Here is a 20,474-nt window from a genome sequence, read left to right as displayed (position 1 = left end):
TCGGACTGTACGAGGCACCGGGGTTATCTGTGAATAACCCCGACGGTGCCGTCAATGACTACTTAGAGAATCTAACCTGCTTAGAGGTGGCTGTCAATGAAAGCCGCGAGCTGCGACTTGGACAGCGCGCCGACCTTGGTGGCTTCGATGTTGCCGCCCTTGAACAGCATCAGGGTCGGGATGCCGCGAATACCGTACTTGGCCGGGGTTTCCTGGTTTTCGTCGATGTTCAGCTTGGCAACCTTGAGCTTGCCGTTATATTCCTTCGCCACGTCATCCAGGATCGGCGCGATCATCTTGCACGGGCCACACCACTCGGCCCAGTAGTCAACCAGCACCGGGGTGGAGGACTGCAGAACTTCTGCTTCGAAGTTTGCATCGGTGACGTAATGAATATGTTCGCTCATGATTCCTCTCGATAGGGGGAGTTGTTGATGTTGCAAGGGGGGAAGGGGCGCCCCGGGATGAAATCCGACCGGTTCGCCCTAGCAACACACGTGGACAGGGGGATGCTAGCGAATATTCTTCGCCAAGAAAAGCGCTTTTCTCGCCGCCAGCGGGATTCTGTGTTAGTCCGCCAGTGCCGGCGAACAATCGCCAGTGCGCACTGTCTCATTTAAGCACAGGCCGCCGGTTGCCATGCCTGAGGTGAGGGAGGGCGGGTCTCACCAGCGGAGGTAATGGGGTATATTCCTCACCCTTTCACCGCTTGTTTCGCAAGTTTTTGTCGGTGCCGATCTCTGGCACCGCCATCAGATCAGGAGTTCCCCATGACCTATGTCGTTACTGAAAATTGCATTCGCTGCAAATACACCGACTGCGTCGATGTGTGTCCGGTGGATTGTTTCCGGGAGGGGCCCAACTTCCTGGTGATCGATCCCGATGAGTGCATCGATTGCACCCTGTGCGTTGCCGAATGTCCGGCCGAGGCGATTTTTGCAGAGGATGATGTGCCTGCGGATCAGCAGGGCTACATCGCGCTCAACGCCGAACTCGCCAAGACCTGGACGCCTATCGTCGAGCGCAAGGAGCCGCCTGCAGATGCCGATGAATGGCGTGGCGTGAAGGATAAGCTGAAGTTCCTGGAGCGCTGATTGCTTCTCAGGGGCTCGGCCTGCGAAAGGGTGGCGCTGCCTGAGTTCCGCGTGGCGTGAAATATGAGCGCGGGCTCAGGGTAAGCCCTGATCCGGGAAAGCTTTTCCAGGATCATGCAATCGAATACCATGCGGATCAGTATGGTTTTAGGCGTAAGCGCGCCGTTCAGAGGAAAGAAAATGCTGGTTAGCGAAATTCTGGCGATCAAGGGCAAGGTTCTTTTTACGGTCTCGCCTGCCAAGCCCCTCTCCGAGGCTGTTGCGATCATGACTGAGCAGGATGTCGGTTCTCTCGTCGTTTTTGACAAGGGCGCGATGGTCGGTTTGCTGACCTTCCGGGAGGTGCTTGTCGCTACCCAGAAGGCGGGCGCCGAGTGGCAGACTCTGCCTGTCGAGCAGGCAATGCTCAAGAATCCTGTCGCTGCTTCGGTTAACATGGAAATGGACGAGCTCCGTCGTCAGATGGTCGAACACCATCAGCGCTACCTGCCGGTGATGGACGAGACGACGCTCATGGGCGTAGTGTCCTTTCACGATGTGGCCAAGGCTGTGCTCGAAGAGCAGAGTTTCGAAAACCGGATGCTCAAGAACTACATCCGGAACTGGCCGGCCGAGGAAGATCAGGCCTGATCGGCACCTGCTTTTTGAACTAGGTTCTGCACGAAACAGGGCTGCTCGCACAGGGGGTGGGCAGCCCACAAAACAAGGCGTTTGAACGCCTGTCGAAAGGTATGTTGGAAGCTGGCGCCACGGGGCGCCAGGGCCGCCTGGGGAGGGCGGGATTCCGATGGGGTTGCGCTTTGGCGCATGGCTCCGCTCGGGCTCGATCACCAACTACAAAGGAGACAAAATGAACAAGATCTGGCTGCAAAGCTATCCCCCTGGCGTGCCCGCCGAAATCAATGTTGGCGAGTTTTCTTCGCTGGCCGATCTTTTTGACAAGGGCGTCCGGAAGTTTGCCGATCGGACCGCCTATGTCTGCATGGGCAAGTCCATCAGCTACAGTGATCTCGAATTGCTGTCGCGGCAGTTTGCCGGCTACCTTCAGGGCGAGTTGAAGCTTGCCAAGGGTGCCCGGGTCGCGCTGATGATGCCCAACTGCCTGCAATATCCCGTGGCGATGTTTGGCATTCTGCGGGCGGGCTTCACCGTCGTGAACGTCAATCCGCTGTATACCGCGCGCGAGCTTGAGCATCAGCTCAATGACGCCGGGTGCGAGGCGATTGTCATCGTCGAGAACTTCGCCCACACGCTGCAGGAGGTCATCGGCAACACCAAGGCCCTGCGGCACGTTGTGGTCACCGGCCTTGGCGACATGCTGGGTTTTCCGAAGTCGCTGCTGGTCAACTTCGTGGTCCGCCATGTAAAGAAGATGGTGCCGCCGTGGAGCCTGCCGGGGTGTGTCGCATTTCGGGATGCGCTGGGTCAGGGGGCTGCCCATCCGTTCCAGCCGGTACAGATCGGCCATGATGATCTCGCCTATCTGCAATACACGGGTGGCACCACCGGCGTTGCCAAGGGGGCGATGCTGACCCATGGCAACATCGTGGCCAATCTGCAGCAGGCCCACGCCTGGATCAGCCCATACGTGAAGGAAGGCGAGGAGATCATCATCACCGCCTTGCCGCTGTATCACATCTTCTCGCTTACCGCGAACTGCCTGACTTTCTTCAAGATCGGCGCGACGAACATCCTGATCACCAATCCGCGGGACATCCCGGGCTTCGTGGCTGAGCTGGGCAAGTATCCGTTTACCGTGATCACCGGCGTGAATACCCTGTTCAACGCGCTGCTCAACAATCCCGAGTTCGAGAAGCTCAACTTTTCCTCGCTCAAGGTGGCGCTGGGTGGTGGCATGGCGGTTCAGCAGGCGGTGGCAGAGCGCTGGAAGAAGGTCACCGGCAAGACGCTGGCCGAAGCCTATGGCCTCACCGAGACCTCGCCGGCGGTGTGCATCAATCCGCTGGATCTGCCGGAGTTCAACCACTCCATCGGTCTGCCGATCTCATCCACCGATGTGAGCCTGCGCGACGATGACGGCTACGAGGTTTCCCTCGGCATGCCAGGCGAGCTGTGCGTGAAGGGGCCGCAGGTCATGAAGGGTTATTACAACCGCCCCGAGGAAACCGCGCGGACCTTCACCCATGATGGTTACCTGCGCACCGGCGATGTGGCGACCATCGACAAGCAGGGTTTTGTCCGCATCGTCGATCGCAAGAAGGACATGATCCTGGTGTCCGGCTTCAACGTCTATCCCAACGAGGTCGAGGATGTGGTTGCCTCGCATCCCGGGGTGATGGAGGTGGCCGCGCTGGGCGTGCCGGATGAGCATTCGGGCGAGGCGGTGAAGATCTTCGTCGTCCGCAAGGATGCCAGCCTGAACGCCGAGGCGCTGATCGCCCACTGCCGGGCCGGGCTGACAGGTTACAAGGTACCCAGGTTTGTCGAGTTCCGGGATGAGCTGCCCAAGAGCAATGTCGGCAAGATCCTCCGTCGGGTGTTGCGTGATTCCTAGTCCGGGTGTGACATGCGTCTTCCCTTGATGGAAGCGTCGCAAAAAATCACTTGTGTTTTCGGGGCTTTGTGAGAATAATTCAGAGTCAGTCTTGTATATGACTTCGTGACTTTGCCGTGACCCTCTTCGCCACTTTCCTGCCTGTCGACGTCGTAGCCGTAGTACGCGTAGTAAGCGTAGGTGTTCGCGCGTCGTAAGGGTCCAAGGCAGTCCAAGGAAATTTCAGACCCCCGCCGGCGCGCAACCGGCGGGGGTCTTGTCTTTTGTTGCGCCCCCGGCCTGGATTGCGGTTCGGCTCCCAAGCCACTAGGAGAATTTCGATGATGCAAATGACTGGAGCAGACCTGATTGTGAAGCTGCTCGAACGGCAAGGAATCCGCACGATCGCCGGTGTGCCCGGCGGTGCGGCGCTGCCGATGTACGACGCGCTTTCCAAGAGCGAGCAGATTCACCACGTCCTGTGTCGTCACGAGCAGGGTGCCGGCTTCATCGCCCAGGGCATGGCTCGGGTGTCCGGCCGGCCGGAAGTCTGCCTGGCCTCCAGCGGCCCGGGTGCGACCAACCTGATCACCGCCATCGCCGACGCCAAGCTCGACTCGATCCCGATGATCGCGCTGACCGGCCAGGTGCCCCTGTCGATGATTGGCACCGACGCCTTCCAGGAAGTCGATACCTACGGCCTGACGATCCCCATCACCAAGCACAACTTCCTGGTCCGTTCGGCCAAGGATCTGCTCAACGTGGTGCCGGCCGCCTTCCGCATCGCCATGTCCGATCGCCCTGGTCCGGTGCTGATCGACGTGCCGAAGGACGTCCAGAACCAGATGGTCAGCTTCGACGCGTTCCCCGACGTGGTCGTGCCCGATGCGGCGCCGAGCTTCGACATCGCCGCCATCGAAGAAGCCGCGAAGATGATCGAATCCGCCGAGCGTCCGGTGCTCTACCTGGGTGGTGGCGTGATCCACTCCGGCGCATCCCAGATGGCCGTGACCCTGGCCGAGCAGGCCTCGCTGCCGACCACGATGACCCTGATGGCCCTCGGCGCGATGCCGATGGACCACCCGCTGTCCATCGGCATGCTGGGCATGCACGGCGCGCGTTACACCAACTACGTGCTCGAAGAAGCCGATCTGCTGATCTGCGTCGGCGCACGGTTCGACGATCGCGCCATCGGCAAGACCGCCGAGTTCTGTCCGAACGCCAAGATCATCCACATCGACATCGACCGCTCCGAGCTGCACAAGGTCAAGAACGCCCATGTGGCCATCGCCGGCGACGTGGGTCAGGTGCTCACCGAGCTGCTGCCGCGCGTCAAGCCGCAGCTGCGCAAGCGCTGGCTGTCCCACGTGGAAAGCCTCAAGGGCCGCTTCCCGCTGGCCATGCCGGGCATCGACAACCCGCGCTCGCCCTACGGCCTGATCCACGCGGTGGCCAACTGTCTCGACGACAACGCAATCATCACCAGCGACGTGGGCCAGCACCAGATGTGGGTGGCCCAAGCCTACCCGTTCCGCCGTGCGCGCCAGTGGCTCAATTCGGGCGGTCTCGGCACCATGGGCTTCGGCTTCCCGGCCGCCATCGGCGCCGCGCTGGCCGAGCCGGATCGCACCGTGGTGTGTTTCTCCGGTGACGGCAGCCTGAAGATGAACATCCAGGAAATGGCCACCGCCGCCCAGGAGAACGTCAACGTCAAGATCGTGCTGTTCAACAACCAGTCCCTCGGCCTGGTGCATCAGCAGCAGAACCTGTTCTACGGCAAGCGCATCATGGCGTCCCGCTACGAGCGCCCGACCGACTTCCTGAAGATCGCCGAAGGCTTCGGCATGCGCGCGGTCAATCTCGATCCGTCGCCGAACCCCCGCGCCACCTTGGCCGAAGCCCTGCAGACGCCGGGCCCCTGCCTGATCCACGCGACGATCGATCCGAACGAATTCGTCTACCCGATGGTGCCGCCGGGTGCCGCCAACTCCGAGATGATCGGCTGAGCCCGAGGAGAGAATACGATGTCCGAACAGAACACCAACCTTTCCGAGTACATCCCCGACGTTCCCGAGCACAACGGCTTCCACAAGGTTGTGCTGGAGCTGGGCGTTGCCAACCACCCGGGCGTGATGAGCCACATCTGCGGCCTGTTTGCCCGTCGCGCGTTCAACGTTGAAGGCATCCTGTGCATGCCGGTCGGTGGTGGCGAGACCAGCCGCATCTGGCTGTTGATCTTCGAGGACGAGCGCCTCGAAAAGATGATCAGGCAGGTCGAGAAACTTGAGGACGTGCTGTACGTCAACAAGCATGACGGCGAGCACCCGGTCTTCGGGCGCCTCGACGAGTTCTTCCAGTAAGTCTGCGGTCTTCGCGCTGCTGGCCCGGTGCCGGCAGCGTGCTAGACTCCGGCGGTTTTTCGTTCCCTTCGAGAGTGCTTCATGTCTGGTAATACCTTCGGCACGCTGTTTACCGTCACTTCCTTCGGCGAATCCCACGGGCCTGGCATCGGCTGCGTGGTCGATGGCTGTCCGCCGGGGCTGGCGATCAGCGAGGCCGACATCCAGATCGAACTCGACCGGCGCAAGCCCGGCACCTCACGCCACGTCACCCAGCGGCGCGAGCCCGATACGGTCGAGATCCTCTCGGGCGTCTTCGAGGGTGTCACCACCGGCACGCCGATCGCGCTCCTGATCCGCAACCAGGATCAGCGTTCGAAGGACTACGGCAACATCGCCGAGCAATTCCGTCCGGGCCATGCCGATTACGCCTACTGGCAGAAATACGGCATCCGCGACTACCGTGGTGGCGGCCGCTCGTCGGCGCGGGAAACCGCCGTTCGCGTGGCGGCCGGGGCGATTGCCCGCAAGTGGCTCGAGCAGCGCTTCGGCATCGTGATCAGCGGCTACATGGCGCAGCTGGGTCCGGTCGAGATCCCCTTTGTGTCATGGGACGAGATCGACGGTAACGCCTTCTTCGCGCCCAATCAGGCCATCGTCCCGCAGCTCGAGGCCTACATGGACGAGCTGCGCAAGTCCGGCGATTCGGTGGGCGCGCGCATCAACGTGGTGGCCACCGGCGTGCCGGTCGGCTGGGGCGAGCCGGTCTATGACCGCCTCGACGCCGACATCGCCTACGCGATGATGGGCATCAACGCGGTGAAGGGCGTCGAGATCGGCGCCGGCTTTGCCAGCGTGGCGCAGCTCGGTACAGAGCACAACGACGAGATGACCCCGGAGGGTTTTCTGTCCAACAACGCCGGTGGCGTGGTCGGTGGGATTTCGTCGGGCCAGGACGTGCTCGTCAGCATCGCCATCAAGCCCACGGCCAGCACCCGCCTGGACCGACGCTCCATCAACAAGGCTGGCGAGGCGGTGGTCGTGAACACCCACGGCCGCCATGATCCGTGCGTCGGCATCCGTGCCACACCCATCGCCGAAGCCATGCTGGCGCTGGTGCTGATGGATCACGCCCTGCGTCATCGGGCCCAGAACGCCGATGTCGCCTGCGCCACGCCAAAAATTGCCGGGCTGGCGCCGAGCGGTGTGCAGTGCGTCCCGTCACCGCTCCGCAAGGATTGATCGTCGTCAACTTTTTGCGCGCATCGCGGGCGTAGAGTCAATCCCACGAGACATACAAGATTGACCATTGACCGGGAGGTAGCGCATGGAGCAACACGATCTTCACCACGAATTCCCCGAGTATCGGGACCAGATTCACGCACTCAAGGTGTCCAACGGACACTTTGCCCGGCTCTTCGATGAGTACCACGACGTCAATCGTCACGTGGTTCGCGTGGAGGTCAATGCCGAGCTGGCAACGGACTTCGAACTCGAAGATCTGAAGAAGCGCCGCCTCAGGCTGAAGGACGAGCTCTACGAAATGCTGAAGGGCCAGGCCGTCAACTGATCGACCGCGTGTTTCTGCCAGCAAGAGCGCTTTCGGGCGCTCTTTTTTTATGGGCGGTACAATCGCGGCGATGATTCCTTACTGGCGCCTGTCGGGCTACTACTTCTTCTACTTTGCCTTCATCGGCGCCTTTTCCCCGTATTTCAGCCTCTACCTCCAGTCGGTTGGCCGCAGTGCCGGGCAGATCGCGGTGTTGATGTCACTGATGTCGGTGATGCGCATGCTGGCGCCTACCATGTGGGGCTGGCTGGCTGATCGGGTTGGCGTGCGCACGCCCGTCGTACGGCTGTCGGCGGCGTTGTCGGTGGCGGGGTTTGGCGGTTTTCTGGTCAGCGATGCCTACGGCGCGCAGTTCGTCAGCATGGCCTTCCTGGCCTTCTTCTGGAGCGCCGCGCTGCCGCTGGTGGAGACGCTCACCTTCAGTCATCTGGCCGGCCGGGCCGGGAGCTACGGCAACATCCGCGTGTGGGGGTCGGTGGGCTTCATCGTCGCGGTGCTGGGCCTGGGCTATCTGCTCGACGATCTGCCGATCCGTGCGGTGCTGTGGATCGCGTTGGCGACCCTCGGTGGCATCCTGCTGTGTGCATTGACGATCCCCGAGGCGCAGCGTCCGCCGACCCATGAGGAGCACGTGCCGCTGCGCACGGTTCTGCGCCGGCCCGAGGTGCGGGCGCTGCTGGCGGCGTGTTTCTTCATGTCTGCCGCCCACGGGGCGCTGTACGTCTTTTACTCGGTGCATCTGGTGGAGCACGGCTACAGCAAGTCCGTGGTGGGGTGGATGTGGACCCTGGGCGTGGTGGCCGAGATCCTCGTCTTCATGGGTATGCCTCGGCTCGTCAAGGCGTATTCGTTGCGTGGAATCCTGGTGTTCAGCTTTGCGGTGGCGGTGCTGCGTTTCGTGCTGATCGGCTGGGGGGCGGAATCACTGGCGGTGCTGCTGTTTGCGCAGATCCTGCATGGGGCGACTTTCGGGTCGTATCACGCGGCGGCGGTGGCAGTGGTGAACGACTGGTTCGGCGTGCGTCACCAGGCCCAGGGACAGGCCTTTTACGGCAGCATCTCGTTCGGTGCGGGCGGGATGATCGGTGGTCTGATTAGCGGCTACACTTGGGAATGGATAGGCCCCGCCTGGACGTACACGGCAGGCTCGGTGTTTGCGCTGGCAGGGTTGATCGTGCTGGTTGCCGGGTGGCGAGTGCGGTCGTCCGTGGCCTGATCTGAACAGCAAGACAAACAGGAGAGACATGAGCAAGCGATTCGAATGGGCGCGCGGCGTGCTGCCGGTGGTGCTGGCTGCCAGCGTCGTGACGGCCTGCCAGACGGTGCAGACCACCCAGAGCGGCGCAGTCGGCATAGAGCGTCGGCAGTCGATGATGGTGTCGGCGAAAGAGATGGATCAGGCCGCCAGCCAGAGCTATCACCAGATCCTTCAGCAGGCGGGGCAGAAGAACGCCCTCAATCGCAACAAGGAGCAGGTCGAGCGCGTGCGGGCCGTGGCGCGTCGGCTGATCCCCGCGACGGGCGCGTTCCGGCCGGATGCGCCGGGCTGGAAGTGGGAGGTCAATGTGCTCACCTCCAACGAGCTCAACGCCTGGTGCATGGCAGGCGGCAAGATCGCGTTTTACTCCGGGATCATCGAGCGCCTTGATCTGACCGACGACGAGATCGCCGCGATCATGGGCCACGAGATCGCCCATGCGCTGCGCGAACACGCCCGCGAGCGCGCCTCCCGGGCGATGGTGACCAACGTGGGTGTTGCCATCGTCGGCGCTGCGCTGGGGGTTGGGCAGGCCGGGTCTGATCTGATCGGAACGGTGGCCAAGGTGAGTTTCGAACTGCCCAACAGCCGGGAGCACGAGACCGAGGCCGACCGTATCGGCGTCGAACTCGCCGCCCGCGCGGGCTACGATCCCCGCGCTGCCATCGTGCTGTGGCAGAAGATGGCCAAGGCGTCGGAGGGCGCGCCACCCCAGTGGCTTTCGACCCACCCGTCCAACGAAACGCGCCAGCAGGATCTACGGGTATACGCCGAGCGCGTGATGCCGCTCTACGAGCAAGCTACTCAGCACACTAGGCCTGTGAAATAATAAAAGTTTTTCCGCCCACTCCGGTTTCAACCCTGACCGAACAATCGCCCATGCAAGCGCAGACGCTTTACGAAAAACTGTGGTCGAGCCATGTGGTGCACGTCGAGGACGACGGCACCGCGTTGATCTACATCGACCGCCACCTGGTCCACGAAGTCACCAGCCCGCAGGCCTTCGAAGGTCTCAAGCTGGCCGGGCGCAAGCCCTGGCGCGTGGACTCCATCGTCGCCACGGCCGACCACAACACCCCGACCGACCACTGGGATAAGGGCATCCAGGATCCGGTTTCCCGCCAGCAGGTGGAAACCCTGGATTCGAACATCCGTGAAGTCGGCGCGCTGGCCTACTTCCCGTTCAAGGACGCGCGTCAGGGCATCGTCCATGTGATCGGACCCGAGAACGGCGCGACGCTGCCGGGCATGACCGTCGTCTGCGGCGACTCGCACACGTCCACCCACGGCGCCTTCGCCTGCCTCGCGCACGGCATCGGCACCTCCGAGGTCGAGCATGTGATGGCGACCCAGTGCCTGCTCCAGAAGAAGTCCAAGACCATGCTGATCCGCGTGGACGGCAAGCTTGGCGCCGGCGTGACCGCCAAGGATGTCGTGCTCGCCATCATCGGCAAGATCGGCACCGCCGGCGGCACCGGCTACGCCATGGAATTCGGCGGCAGCGCGATCCGCAGCCTGTCGATGGAAGGTCGCATGACCATCTGCAACATGGCCATCGAGGCGGGCGCCCGCGCCGGTCTGGTGGCCGTGGATGACCAGACCATCGCTTATCTCAAGGATCGTCCGTTCTCGCCCCGTGGCGAGAATTGGGATCGTGCCGTCGAATACTGGCGCACGCTGCATTCCGACGACGGCGCCGTCTTCGATGCGGTGGTCGAGCTCGACGCCGCGCAGATCAAGCCGCAGGTCACCTGGGGCACCTCGCCCGAGATGGTTGCCGCGATCGACGGCACCGTGCCCGATCCGGCCCTCGAGAAGGATCCGGTCAAGCGTGAAGGCATGGAGCGCGCCCTGCAGTACATGGGCCTGACGCCGCGTACGCCGATCAACAAGATCGCCATCGACAAGGTGTTCATCGGCTCGTGTACCAACTCGCGCATCGAAGACCTGCGCGCTGCCGCCGCGGTGGCCAAGGGCCGTCGCAAGGCCGACAACGTCAAGCTGGTGCTGGTGGTGCCGGGTTCCGGTCTCGTCAAGCGCCAGGCCGAAGCCGAAGGGCTCGACAAGGTCTTCGTCGCCGCTGGTTTCGAGTGGCGCGAGCCGGGTTGCTCCATGTGCCTCGCCATGAACGCCGACCGCCTGGAGCCGGGCGAGCGCTGCGCGTCCACCTCCAACCGCAACTTCGAAGGCCGTCAGGGCGCCGGTGGCCGTACCCACCTCGTCAGCCCGGCCATGGCTGCGGCTGCCGCGATCGCCGGCCACTTCGCCGACGTCCGCGAACTGGCTTGATCGCGGAGGATTCGACAATGCGCAAATTCACCGCACTGATCGCCGTGTTGGCCGGGCTGCTTGCCGGTTGCAACACCGTGCAGGGTCTGGGCAAGGATATTGAAAAGGGTGGCGAGGCCATCCAGAAGGCAGTCAAGTAAATGAAGCCGTTCACCAAACTCGATGGTCTCGTGGCGCCGATGGATCGCGCCAACGTGGATACCGACGCGATCATCCCCAAGCAGTTCCTCAAGTCGATCAAGCGCAGCGGCTTCGGCCCCAACCTGTTCGACGAGTGGCGCTACATGGACGTGGGCCAGCCCGGCGAGGACAACTCCGGTCGTCCGAAGAACCCGGACTTCGTGCTCAATCAGCCCCGCTATCAGGGCGCGCAGGTGCTGCTCACCCGCGACAACTTCGGTTGCGGTAGCTCCCGCGAGCACGCTCCGTGGGCGCTGGAAGACTTCGGCTTCCGTGTGCTGATCGGCCCGAGCTTTGCCGACATTTTCTTCAACAACTGCTTCAAGAACGGCCTCCTGCCGATCAAGCTGGCGGCCGACGAAGTGGATGCGCTGTTTGCCCAGTGCCACGCCACCATCGGCTACCGGCTCAACGTCGATCTCGACGCCATGACGATCACCCGCCCCGATGGCAAGGTGATCCCCTTCGATGTGGACCCGTTCCGCCGCGAGTGCCTGCTCAACGGCTGGGACGACATCGGCCTGACCCTGCGTCACGCCGACAAGATCCGCGACTTCGAAGCCCGTCGCCGCATCGACCAGCCCTGGCTGTTTGCCTGATCGTGCCGGCGGCCTGCGGGCTGCCGGTGCTCACCAACGATAAAAACGGAAACCAACAATGAAGATCTGTGTTCTGCCGGGTGACGGCATCGGTCCCGAAATCATGGACCAGACCCTGCGCGTGCTCGAAGCGCTGCGCGGCGATGGCGTCAATTTCGAAGCGGAATTCGCCCTCGTCGGCGGTGCCGCCGTTGACGCCACCGGCACCCCGCTGCCCGAAGCCACCGTCAAGCTGGCGGATGAGGCCGATGCGCTGCTGCTGGGCGCCGTCGGTGGCCCGAAGTGGGACAACTACCCCCGCGACCAGCGCCCGGAGCGCGGCCTGCTGGGCATCCGCAAGCAGCTCGAACTGTTCGCCAACCTGCGTCCGGCCATCCTGTACCCCGAGCTTGCCAACGCCTCGTCGCTCAAGCCCGAGATCGTCTCCGGCCTCGACATCCTGATCGTGCGCGAACTCACCGGCGACATCTACTTCGGCCAGCCCCGCGGCATCCGTGAAGAGAACGGCGAGCGCGTCGGTTTCAACACCATGATCTATTCCGAGTCCGAGATCCGTCGCATCGGCAAGGTCGCCTTCGAGGCCGCCCGCAAGCGCGACAAGAAGCTGTGCTCGGTGGACAAGATGAACGTCCTCGAAACCACCCAGCTGTGGCGCGACGTGATGATCGAGCTGTCTGCCGATTATCCGGATGTCGAGCTCTCCCACATGCTGGTGGATAACGCCGCCATGCAGCTGGTGCGCGCGCCCAAGCAGTTCGACGTGATGGTCACCGGCAACATGTTCGGCGACATCCTGTCCGACGAAGCCTCGATGCTCACCGGCTCCATCGGCATGCTGCCGTCGGCCTCGCTCAACGCGGCCGGCAAGGGCATGTACGAACCCAGCCACGGCTCCGCGCCGGACATCGCCGGCAAGGACATCGCCAATCCGCTTGCCACCATGCTGTCGGCCGCGATGATGCTGCGCTACAGTTTCAATCTCGAAACCCAGGCCGCGCGCATCGAAACCGCCGTCAAGAAGGTGTTGGCCGCTGGCTATCGCACTGGTGACATCTACGAGCCGGGCACCCGCCGCGTCGGCACCAGGGAAATGGGCGACGCGGTCATCGCTGCGCTGTAAGCAACTCAAAACAACATTCAAGTCTGATCGGGGATACAAATGAAAAGAGTGGGTCTGGTTGGTTGGCGTGGCATGGTCGGTTCCGTGCTCATGCAGCGCATGCGTGAGGAAAACGACTTCGCCTTGATCGAGCCGGTGTTCTTTACCACCTCCAACGCCGGCGGCAAGGCGCCGAACTTCGGCAAGGAAGCTCCTGCGCTGAAGGACGCCAAGAACATCGACGAACTGAAGGCGATGGACATCGTCATCACCTGTCAGGGCGGCGATTACACCAACGAGGTGTATCCCAAGCTGCGCGCCGCCGGCTGGAACGGCCACTGGATCGATGCCGCGTCTTCGCTGCGCATGGACCCGAAGGCCGTGATCATCCTCGATCCGGTCAACATGAACGTCATCAAGGATTCCCTCGCCAAGGGCGGCCGTGACTGGATCGGCGGCAACTGCACCGTTTCGCTGATGCTGATGGCCCTCGGTGGCCTGTTCCAGCGCGATCTGGTCGAGTGGGCGACGTCCATGACCTACCAGGCCGCCTCCGGCGCCGGCGCGCAGAACATGCGCGAGCTGCTGTCCCAGATGGGCGAACTCAACCGCTCCGTCAAGGAGCTGCTCGACGATCCCGCGTCCGCCATCCTCGACATCGACCGCGAAGTCGCGGGCACCATGCGCGATGACGCCTTCCCGTCGTCCAACTTCGGCGTGCCGCTGGCCGGCTCGCTGATCCCCTGGATCGACAAGGATCTGGGTAACGGTCAGTCCAAGGAAGAATGGAAGGGCGGCGTCGAGACCAACAAGATCCTCGGTCGTGGCGAAGGCTTCAGCGCCCCGGTGGTGCCCATCGACGGCCTGTGTGTGCGCATCGGCGCCATGCGCTGCCACAGCCAGGCGCTCACGCTCAAGCTCAAGAAGGACATCCCCATCGACGAGATCGAAGCCATGCTGGCTTCCGCCAACGACTGGGTGAAGGTTGTCCCGAACCAGCGTGAAGCGTCGATGCGTGATCTCACCCCCACCGCCGTCACCGGCACCCTGACCGTTCCGGTCGGTCGTCTGCGCAAGCTGGCGATGGGCGGCGAGTACCTCTCTGCCTTCACGGTGGGTGATCAGCTTCTCTGGGGTGCGGCCGAGCCGCTGCGCCGCATGCTGCGAATCCTGCTCGAAGCCTGAAAAGTTTGACGAGAAAGGCGGCGCAAGCCGCCTTTTTTATGCCGATCGTAATTTAGTGGCGACTTCGAACACCGCTTGAACTTGCCTCCCCAAACCCATGATGTTATGTTCATCGATAACTCGATTTCGATGATCAGCCTTCGTGCATAAGATTCTTGTGAAAAGTCGGCTCAAACGTACCCTTCTTGCCGCTTCCATCGGCGCCCTTTCGCTTAGCGCTAGTGCCGCCGGTCTGGGGCGCATCACGGTCCTCAGCGGTCTGGGTCAGCCCCTGCGCGCAGAAGTGGAGATCGCGGCTGCGCCTGAAGAAATCCAGAACATGACGGCACGGCTCGCTTCAGCCGAGGCGTTCCGGCAGGCTGGCATCGATTATTCCCCGTCGGTCAGCGGGCTTCGCATGACCGTCGAGCGCCGCGGCAGTGGCGCCGTCGTCAAGGTGAGCAGCGACCGGCCGATCAACGAGCCCTTCGTTGACATGCTGGTCGAGCTCAACTGGTCCGCCGGGCGCCTGATCCGCGAATACACTTTCCTGCTCGACCCGCCGGATACCGGCGTCAATCGCGCGCCCGTCGCCGTGGCCCTGCCTGATGGCCGCCAGACCCCGTACGGTCGCGCCGAGCCCATCGTGCCGCGCCGTGCGGTTGCACGCGCAGCCCGTCCCGCCGTTGCCGCACCTGGCGCGGGGCGTTCGTACGTGGTCCAGCCCGGCGACACACTCAATCGCATTGCCATGGAGAATCGCCCCGAAGGCGTCTCCATGGAGCAGATGCTGATGGCGCTGTTCCAGGGCAATCGTTCCGCCTTTGCCGGCGATGACATCAACCGTCTCCAGGCTGGCAAGATCCTTCGCATTCCCGATGCCGACGGTGTTCGTCAGGGGGCGGGGGATGCCGGGCGTCAGCAGGTCGTCGCTCACTCGTCCGATTTCGGTCGTTATCGCCAGAAGCTTGCCGAGCAGGCTGCCGCTGCGCCGGCCAAGGAAGCCCCCACCCAGCGCGGCAGCGGTGGAAAGATCGGTGCCAAGGTTGAAGACCGTGCCCCCGCCGCTGGCGGCTCGGCAGATCAACTCAAGGTTTCCAAGAGCGAAGAGGGCTTGCGCGGCGCCGGTGCGGGCGGCGAGAAGTCGGTCGCGCGATTGCAGGCCCTCGAGGAAGATCTCGTTTCGCGCGACAAGGCCCTGCGGGAAGCCAATACCCGCCTGGCCGAACTCGAAAAGAGCATCAAGGAGCTTCAGCGGCTCGTCGAGTTGAAGAGCCAGGGCATGGCCCAGATTCAGTCGGACGCAGCAGCAGCCACGCAGCCGGCGCCTCCGGTAGTGGCGCAGGCGCCGGCTGCAGCGCCGGCCGTCGTGACGCCTCCGCCCGAACCCGAGCGCCCCGTGCCTGCGAAGGAGCCCGAGCCCCCGGTCGAGCCGAAGCCGGCTCCTCCGCCTCCGCCGGAACCGCCCAAGCCGGCTCCTGCTCCGGCCAAGCCGCCGGAAGTGCAGCCAGCCGCCACGCAGGACGACTCGTCCATCTACCTCGGTGCCGGTGGTGTTCTGGCGTTGCTCCTCGGATGGGGCGGCTACAAGCTTTACCAGCGCCGTAATGGGCAGGGCGCACCGACGACTACGCCGGCGCTGTCCGAGTTTGGTGACGGCTCCAGCTCCGTCTTCGGCAGTGCCGGTGGACAGAGCGTGGATACCGGCAGCAGCAGTCAGATTCAGACCGATTTCAGCCAGTCAGGCCTGTCGTCCATCGATACCGACGAAGGTGTCGACCCGGTGGCCGAAGCCGACGTATATATGGCCTACGGCCGTGATGCCCAGGCCGAAGAAATCCTGCTCGACGCCCTGAAGACCGACCCGGGCCGCACGGGCGTGCACCTCAAGCTGCTTGAGATCTACGCCCAGCGCAAGAACCTCAAGCAGTTCGAAACCACGGCGACCGAACTGTATTCGCTGACCGGCGGTAATGGTCAGGATTGGGAAAAGGCAGCAGCGCTGGGGCGCAAGGTTGATCCCGACAGCCCGCTCTACCGCATTCCCGCTCCGGGCACGGCGCCGGTCGCGCCAGTACCGCAGGGGCCGCACACGGTTGCTGGTGTCAGCGCACCCGCGACTGGTTTCGTGCAGGCTGGCGCAGCCCGTACCCCGGCACTGGCCCCGGCGTTCATGGCCAATGAGCCGCTACCGCTTGCGCCTGCTGGCGAAGATCCCCTTGAGTCGCCTTCCCAGCTGAAAGATACCTGGGCGCTGCCTGGTGATCTCAATCAATATACGAGCATGGAGGACATCGATCGGGCTGTCAGTGACACCCATCAGCCCTCCGAGCCCGCACGTATCGAACCGGCCGTACTGGACTTCGATCTTGATCTGAACTCGGGCGACGACGCGAACAGCGCCCGAACTGTTGCGCTCAACAGCAGTTCCCCGACTTCCAGCAGCGGTCTGGATTTTGATCTTGGCTTCGATCAGTCCGTCGGCGCAATGGGCTCGACGTTGGTGGCAGGCGATGCCATGGCACGCGATCTCGAGTCCACCTCGACGCGGCCCCAGCGTCTTTCCAGCGATTTCAACCTGCCTGACCCGAGTGATCTCGATTTCGAGTTGAGTTCCGAATTCGGTGAAACCAACGCGGAATCGGGCGATTCGACGGTCGATGTGGATCTCACCGCGACGCTGGCCGAGGATGCGCTACGCGAGCCGGTGGATTCGGCAACGGTCGATCTGGAACGCACCAGCTTCGATAGCAGCCTGCTCGATTTCGATTTCGAACTCGACGACAAGGCCGACACCAAGGGCGTGGGCAAGCCGCTTTCGGCTGAAATGAGCTCCACCAACCTCGACTTCAAGCTGCCTCCCGCAGAGCTGCCTGATGCAGGGCCGCCGACCGAGCCGCCTCTTGATCTCGATCTGCAGCAGGAAGTTGCCACCAAGCTCGAACTGGCCCGTGCTTACGAAGAGATGGATGACAAGGACGGCGCGCGGGAACTGGTTGAGGAAGTCCTTCGGGAAGGGTCGGGGCGCCAGCAAGATGAGGCGCGCGTGATTCTTGCCCGTCTCTCCTGATTGAAAAAGGGGGCTGGTGACAGCCCCCTTGGCCTTTCATCTGCTCTGGTGCATACGCTTTTTCACCCGGCGACGCGAATCGTGTTCTGGGTTTCGTTGGTTGTGTTCTCCCAGCTTGCCCGAGGTCCCGCGTTGTGGGGTTTCGGGCTTGTCGTTTTGGTGGCTTCGCTCTGGCTTGCTCCGGCAAAGGCCCGGCGCTTGCTGCGGCGGGTTCGCGTTCTCATGTTGGTTCTCGTGATTCTCTTTGCTTTCTTTACGCCGGGTGAGGCGATGGCCCCCTGGGCAGGTCGTGCGGGGCCCACCTGGGAGGGTGCAGCCCTGGCAGTCCAGCACTGTCTTCGTCTCGCGATCGTCGTGATGCTCGTGGCGGTGCTCCTGGAGCGGACAGGTGAGCGGGCAATGGTGTCTGGTTTGATGGTGCTGGCGGCACCGCTGGCCATGCTTGGTTTGTCCGTCGAGCGCCTGGCCGTTCGGGTGTTGCTGGTCTTTCGTTACGTCGAGTCGCCGCCGGAAGGCGGATGGCGGGCCTTGCTGGATGCGCCCCGGTTTGATGGGGCGATCGAGCCACTTTTGGTGGAGCATGCCGCGCTGCGCTGGTCCGACTGGCTGGTGATGGCCGCGCTGACGACGGCAATCGTCTTTGGAGCGAGCCTGTGAGGGTCGCGATCGGTATCGAATACGCCGGCAACGCCTTCGAGGGCTGGCAGACTCAGCGCCACGGACGCACGGTGCAGGACACCCTCGAGATCGCGCTCCGGAAGATCGCCCTTGAGCCGGTGCAACTCGTCTGCGCGGGACGCACCGATACGGGCGTTCATGCGACAACCCAGGTCGCGCACTTCGATACCTCGGCCCGTCGCCCCCTTGAGGCCTGGGTTCGCGGCGTGAATAGCCATCTGCCGGCAAGCATCGGGGTGCTGTGGGCGGTAGAGGTCGATGATGATTTCCATGCGCGGTTCAGTGCCGAATCCCGCCGGTATCGCTATGTGCTGCTCAATCGGCGGGTGCGTCCGGCCCTGCTGGGTGGGCGGGTCGGCTGGACTCACGGTGACCTCGACGTGGTTGCGATGCGCGAGGCGGCGAGTTGCCTGATCGGTGAGCACGATTTCACCTCTTTCCGTGCAGCGGAATGCCAGGCCAGGTCACCCGTTCGCCTGATGCATTCGGTCGAGGTGGAGCGGCGGGGTGATGTGGTGTTCTTCGATTTCCACGCCAACGCCTTCCTGCATCACATGATCCGCAATCTGGTCGGGTCGCTGGTCTACGTGGGAATGGGGCGAAAGCCTGTGGGCTGGATGAGCGAACTCCTGGCGGCGCGCAACCGGACGATCGCGGCGCCGACCTTCGCGCCGGATGGCCTCTACCTGTGCGGCGTCGAGTATCCGCCGCGGTGGCCGCTGCCGGGCGGGGGGCGTATCATCGCGGCTCCCCAACTGCTGCTTCCCTGAACGTGCATCGAACCCGAATCAAGATCTGCGGGCTGACCCGCGAGGAGGACGTTCGCACCGCCGTTGAAGCCGGCGCCGATGCGATCGGTTTCGTTTTCTACCCGTCGAGCCCCCGTTTCGTGGATTTCGAGCGTGCCGCCGAGCTGGCGCGCCTCGTGCCGCCCTTTGTGACGATCGTCGGGCTTTTCGTCAATGCGGGGCGGGATTACGTCGAAAATGCGTTGAAAACCGTGCCGCTCCAGCTTCTGCAGTTTCACGGCGACGAGCGCGAGGAAGACTGCGTCGGCTTTGGTCGGCCCTACATCAAGGCGGCGCGGATGCGGCAGGGGTTCGATCTGTTAAAATACGCGGCTTCCTTCCCGAAGGCCCAGGGTTTGCTGCTGGATGCGTTCGTGGAAGGCTATGGCGGTGGTGGCGAAACCTTCGATTGGTCGCTCATCCCTTCCGGGCTGCCCTTGCCCCTGATCCTCTCCGGCGGCCTCAATGCCGGCAACGTGGCCGAGGCTGTCCGGCGTGTCCGCCCGTGGGCGGTGGATGTCTCGAGCGGCGTGGAAGCGGCCAAGGGAATCAAGGATGCCGCCCGTATCACCGAATTTGTTGCCGGAGTCCAAAATGCACATGGCTGATGCCCCCTACGATCTACCCGATGCACGGGGCCATTTCGGCCCTTATGGTGGCGTGTTCGTCGCGGAGACCCTGATCCCGGCGCTGACCGAACTTCGGCAGGCCTACGAAGCGGCCCAGAACGACCCCGCCTTCGTCGCCGAGTTCGAATACGAACTCAAGCACTACGTCGGCCGGCCGAGCCCGATCTACCACGCCAAGCGCTGGTCGGGCCTGCTCGGGGGCGCGCAGATCTATCTCAAGCGCGAAGACCTCAACCACACCGGCGCCCACAAGGTTAACAATTGTATCGGCCAGGCCATGCTCGCCCGGCGGATGGGCAAGCCGCGGGTGATCGCCGAAACCGGCGCCGGCCAGCACGGCGTGGCCACGGCTACCGTTGCGGCCCGTTACGGGATGGAGTGCGTGGTGTACATGGGCTCCGAAGACGTGCGCCGCCAGGCTGCCAACGTCTATCGGATGAAGCTCCTGGGCGCCACCGTGGTACCCGTCGAAAGCGGTTCCAAGACTCTCAAGGACGCCCTCAACGAGGCGATGCGCGACTGGGTCACCAACATCGGCAACACCTTCTACATCATCGGCACCGTCGCGGGCCCGCACCCCTATCCGATGATGGTGCGGGATTTTCAGACCGTGATCGGCAAGGAATGCATCGAGCAGATGCCCGAGCTCGCCGGGCGTCAGCCGGATTACGTGATCGCCTGCGTGGGCGGTGGCTCCAACGCGATGGGGATCTTCCATCCGTACATCGAGCACGCCGACGTGCGTCTGGTCGGTGTCGAGGCGGCTGGTAGCGGCATCGATTCTGGCATGCACGCGGCCTCCCTGTCGGCCGGGCGCCCCGGCGTGCTGCACGGCAATCGCACCTACCTGCTGCAGAACGAAGACGGTCAGATCATCGAGACCCACTCGATCTCCGCCGGCCTCGACTACCCGGGCGTCGGCCCCGAGCACGCCTGGCTCAAGGACAGCGCCCGCGCCGAATACGTCGGGATCACCGACGCCGAAGCCCTGCAGGCCTTCCACGATCTCTGCCGTTTCGAGGGCATCATCCCGGCGCTGGAGTCGTCCCACGCCCTGGCCTATGCGGCCAAGCTGGCCCCGACCCTGCCGAAGGACAAAGTCCTGCTGGTCAATCTCTCCGGCCGCGGCGACAAGGATATGCACACCGTCGCCGAGAAATCCGGCATCCAGTTCTGATCTTCACGGCCCCGCCAGCTGGTCTGGCGGGGCCGCTGACCATTCA

20 protein-coding genes are annotated in these 20,474 nt (G+C 63.4%); 19 read left to right on the top strand and 1 reads right to left on the bottom strand.

Going from position 1 to position 20,474, the window contains the following annotated elements; genetic code table 11:
* Positions 1 to 80: 80 nt before the first annotated feature.
* Complete coding sequence (gene trxA, locus GH681_RS05300) at positions 81 to 407, bottom strand: thioredoxin TrxA (RefSeq protein WP_153160384.1); 327 nt, start codon at positions 405 to 407, stop codon at positions 81 to 83.
* Between the two features lie 363 nt (positions 408 to 770).
* Here trxA and fdxA point away from each other — a divergent pair, with 363 nt between their 5' ends.
* The 19 genes from fdxA to trpB all read left to right on the top strand — a co-directional run bounded on the left by fdxA (position 771) and on the right by trpB (position 20,428).
* On the top strand, positions 771 to 1,094 hold the full coding sequence (fdxA, locus tag GH681_RS05295) for a ferredoxin FdxA (RefSeq protein WP_153160383.1): 324 nt from the start codon (positions 771 to 773) through the stop codon (positions 1,092 to 1,094).
* A 180-nt stretch (positions 1,095 to 1,274) separates the two neighbouring features.
* Positions 1,275 to 1,724, top strand: a complete 450-nt coding sequence (locus tag GH681_RS05290) for a CBS domain-containing protein (protein WP_153160509.1) — start codon at positions 1,275 to 1,277, stop codon at positions 1,722 to 1,724.
* Positions 1,725 to 1,944: 220 nt separating this feature from the next.
* A complete protein-coding gene (locus GH681_RS05285; protein ID WP_153160508.1) occupies positions 1,945 to 3,609 on the top strand; it encodes a long-chain-fatty-acid--CoA ligase in 1,665 nt (554 codons plus the stop codon).
* A 320-nt stretch (positions 3,610 to 3,929) separates the two neighbouring features.
* Complete coding sequence (ilvB, locus tag GH681_RS05280; RefSeq protein WP_153160382.1) at positions 3,930 to 5,594, top strand: acetolactate synthase large subunit; 1,665 nt, start codon at positions 3,930 to 3,932, stop codon at positions 5,592 to 5,594.
* An 18-nt stretch (positions 5,595 to 5,612) separates the two neighbouring features.
* Entirely contained in the window at positions 5,613 to 5,948 is a 336-nt protein-coding gene (gene ilvN / locus GH681_RS05275) for an acetolactate synthase small subunit (protein WP_153160381.1), read from the top strand.
* A gap of 81 nt (positions 5,949 to 6,029) precedes the next feature.
* Positions 6,030 to 7,169 carry a chorismate synthase gene (gene aroC / locus GH681_RS05270; protein ID WP_153160380.1) on the top strand — a complete coding sequence of 380 codons (1,140 nt, stop codon included), beginning with the start codon at positions 6,030 to 6,032 and terminating at the stop codon, positions 7,167 to 7,169.
* A gap of 85 nt (positions 7,170 to 7,254) precedes the next feature.
* The gene (locus tag GH681_RS05265) at positions 7,255 to 7,497 is read left to right on the top strand and encodes a YdcH family protein (protein ID WP_153160379.1); all 243 of its coding nucleotides are present in this window, start codon (positions 7,255 to 7,257) and stop codon (positions 7,495 to 7,497) included.
* A 70-nt stretch (positions 7,498 to 7,567) separates the two neighbouring features.
* The gene (locus GH681_RS05260; protein ID WP_153160378.1) at positions 7,568 to 8,713 is read left to right on the top strand and encodes an MFS transporter; all 1,146 of its coding nucleotides are present in this window, start codon (positions 7,568 to 7,570) and stop codon (positions 8,711 to 8,713) included.
* A 28-nt stretch (positions 8,714 to 8,741) separates the two neighbouring features.
* Complete coding sequence (locus GH681_RS05255) at positions 8,742 to 9,584, top strand: M48 family metallopeptidase (protein WP_153160377.1); 843 nt, start codon at positions 8,742 to 8,744, stop codon at positions 9,582 to 9,584.
* Positions 9,585 to 9,634: 50 nt separating this feature from the next.
* Entirely contained in the window at positions 9,635 to 11,044 is a 1,410-nt protein-coding gene (leuC, locus tag GH681_RS05250; RefSeq protein WP_153160376.1) for a 3-isopropylmalate dehydratase large subunit, read from the top strand.
* Between the two features lie 17 nt (positions 11,045 to 11,061).
* On the top strand, positions 11,062 to 11,184 hold the full coding sequence (locus tag GH681_RS05245; RefSeq protein ID WP_153160375.1) for an entericidin A/B family lipoprotein: 123 nt from the start codon (positions 11,062 to 11,064) through the stop codon (positions 11,182 to 11,184).
* A complete protein-coding gene (gene leuD, locus GH681_RS05240; RefSeq protein WP_153160374.1) occupies positions 11,185 to 11,823 on the top strand; it encodes a 3-isopropylmalate dehydratase small subunit in 639 nt (212 codons plus the stop codon).
* A gap of 58 nt (positions 11,824 to 11,881) precedes the next feature.
* Positions 11,882 to 12,943 (top strand): 3-isopropylmalate dehydrogenase, encoded by a 1,062-nt coding sequence (gene leuB / locus GH681_RS05235; protein WP_153160373.1) that lies wholly within the window; start codon positions 11,882 to 11,884, stop codon positions 12,941 to 12,943.
* Positions 12,944 to 12,982: 39 nt separating this feature from the next.
* Entirely contained in the window at positions 12,983 to 14,107 is a 1,125-nt protein-coding gene (gene asd, locus GH681_RS05230; RefSeq protein WP_153160372.1) for an aspartate-semialdehyde dehydrogenase, read from the top strand.
* Between the two features lie 142 nt (positions 14,108 to 14,249).
* Positions 14,250 to 17,156, top strand: coding sequence for a FimV/HubP family polar landmark protein (locus GH681_RS05225; RefSeq protein WP_228111785.1), 2,907 nt, complete (start codon positions 14,250 to 14,252; stop codon positions 17,154 to 17,156).
* Positions 17,157 to 17,237: 81 nt separating this feature from the next.
* Positions 17,238 to 17,813: a hypothetical protein gene (locus GH681_RS05220; RefSeq protein ID WP_194271139.1), complete on the top strand. Its 576-nt coding sequence runs from the start codon at positions 17,238 to 17,240 to the stop codon at positions 17,811 to 17,813.
* The gene (gene truA / locus GH681_RS05215) at positions 17,810 to 18,604 is read left to right on the top strand and encodes a tRNA pseudouridine(38-40) synthase TruA (RefSeq protein ID WP_153160370.1); all 795 of its coding nucleotides are present in this window, start codon (positions 17,810 to 17,812) and stop codon (positions 18,602 to 18,604) included. The genes GH681_RS05220 and truA overlap by 4 nt, the downstream gene beginning before the upstream one ends.
* Positions 18,605 to 18,606: 2 nt before the next feature.
* Positions 18,607 to 19,230, top strand: a complete 624-nt coding sequence (locus GH681_RS05210) for a phosphoribosylanthranilate isomerase (protein WP_153160369.1) — start codon at positions 18,607 to 18,609, stop codon at positions 19,228 to 19,230.
* Complete coding sequence (trpB, locus tag GH681_RS05205; RefSeq protein WP_153160368.1) at positions 19,217 to 20,428, top strand: tryptophan synthase subunit beta; 1,212 nt, start codon at positions 19,217 to 19,219, stop codon at positions 20,426 to 20,428. The genes GH681_RS05210 and trpB overlap by 14 nt, the downstream gene beginning before the upstream one ends.
* Positions 20,429 to 20,474 lie beyond the last annotated feature (46 nt).

Source organism: Zoogloea sp. 1C4, assembly GCF_009469605.1.
In the GTDB taxonomy this organism is placed as follows: Bacteria; Pseudomonadota; Gammaproteobacteria; order Burkholderiales; family Rhodocyclaceae; genus Zoogloea; species Zoogloea oryzae.
Note: the sequence above shows the minus strand (reverse complement) of the source record. Positions and strands in the feature narration are given on the sequence as shown.

Bases quoted from the DNA above. Each gene is read 5' to 3' on its own strand.
- trxA (WP_153160384.1), bottom strand. From the start codon at position 407: ATGAGCGAACATATTCATTACGTCACCGATGCAAACTTCGAAGCAGAA.
- fdxA (WP_153160383.1), top strand. From the start codon at position 771: ATGACCTATGTCGTTACTGAAAATTGCATTCGCTGCAAATACACCGAC.
- aroC (WP_153160380.1), top strand. From the start codon at position 6,030: ATGTCTGGTAATACCTTCGGCACGCTGTTTACCGTCACTTCCTTCGGC.
- leuC (WP_153160376.1), top strand. From the start codon at position 9,635: ATGCAAGCGCAGACGCTTTACGAAAAACTGTGGTCGAGCCATGTGGTG.
- asd (WP_153160372.1), top strand. From the start codon at position 12,983: ATGAAAAGAGTGGGTCTGGTTGGTTGGCGTGGCATGGTCGGTTCCGTG.
- GH681_RS05245 (WP_153160375.1), top strand. From the start codon at position 11,062: ATGCGCAAATTCACCGCACTGATCGCCGTGTTGGCCGGGCTGCTTGCC.
- GH681_RS05260 (WP_153160378.1), top strand. From the start codon at position 7,568: ATGATTCCTTACTGGCGCCTGTCGGGCTACTACTTCTTCTACTTTGCC.
- leuB (WP_153160373.1), top strand. From the start codon at position 11,882: ATGAAGATCTGTGTTCTGCCGGGTGACGGCATCGGTCCCGAAATCATG.
- GH681_RS05285 (WP_153160508.1), top strand. From the start codon at position 1,945: ATGAACAAGATCTGGCTGCAAAGCTATCCCCCTGGCGTGCCCGCCGAA.
- GH681_RS05290 (WP_153160509.1), top strand. From the start codon at position 1,275: ATGCTGGTTAGCGAAATTCTGGCGATCAAGGGCAAGGTTCTTTTTACG.
- GH681_RS05255 (WP_153160377.1), top strand. From the start codon at position 8,742: ATGAGCAAGCGATTCGAATGGGCGCGCGGCGTGCTGCCGGTGGTGCTG.
- ilvN (WP_153160381.1), top strand. From the start codon at position 5,613: ATGTCCGAACAGAACACCAACCTTTCCGAGTACATCCCCGACGTTCCC.
- trpB (WP_153160368.1), top strand. From the start codon at position 19,217: ATGCACATGGCTGATGCCCCCTACGATCTACCCGATGCACGGGGCCAT.
- ilvB (WP_153160382.1), top strand. From the start codon at position 3,930: ATGATGCAAATGACTGGAGCAGACCTGATTGTGAAGCTGCTCGAACGG.
- GH681_RS05265 (WP_153160379.1), top strand. From the start codon at position 7,255: ATGGAGCAACACGATCTTCACCACGAATTCCCCGAGTATCGGGACCAG.
- leuD (WP_153160374.1), top strand. From the start codon at position 11,185: ATGAAGCCGTTCACCAAACTCGATGGTCTCGTGGCGCCGATGGATCGC.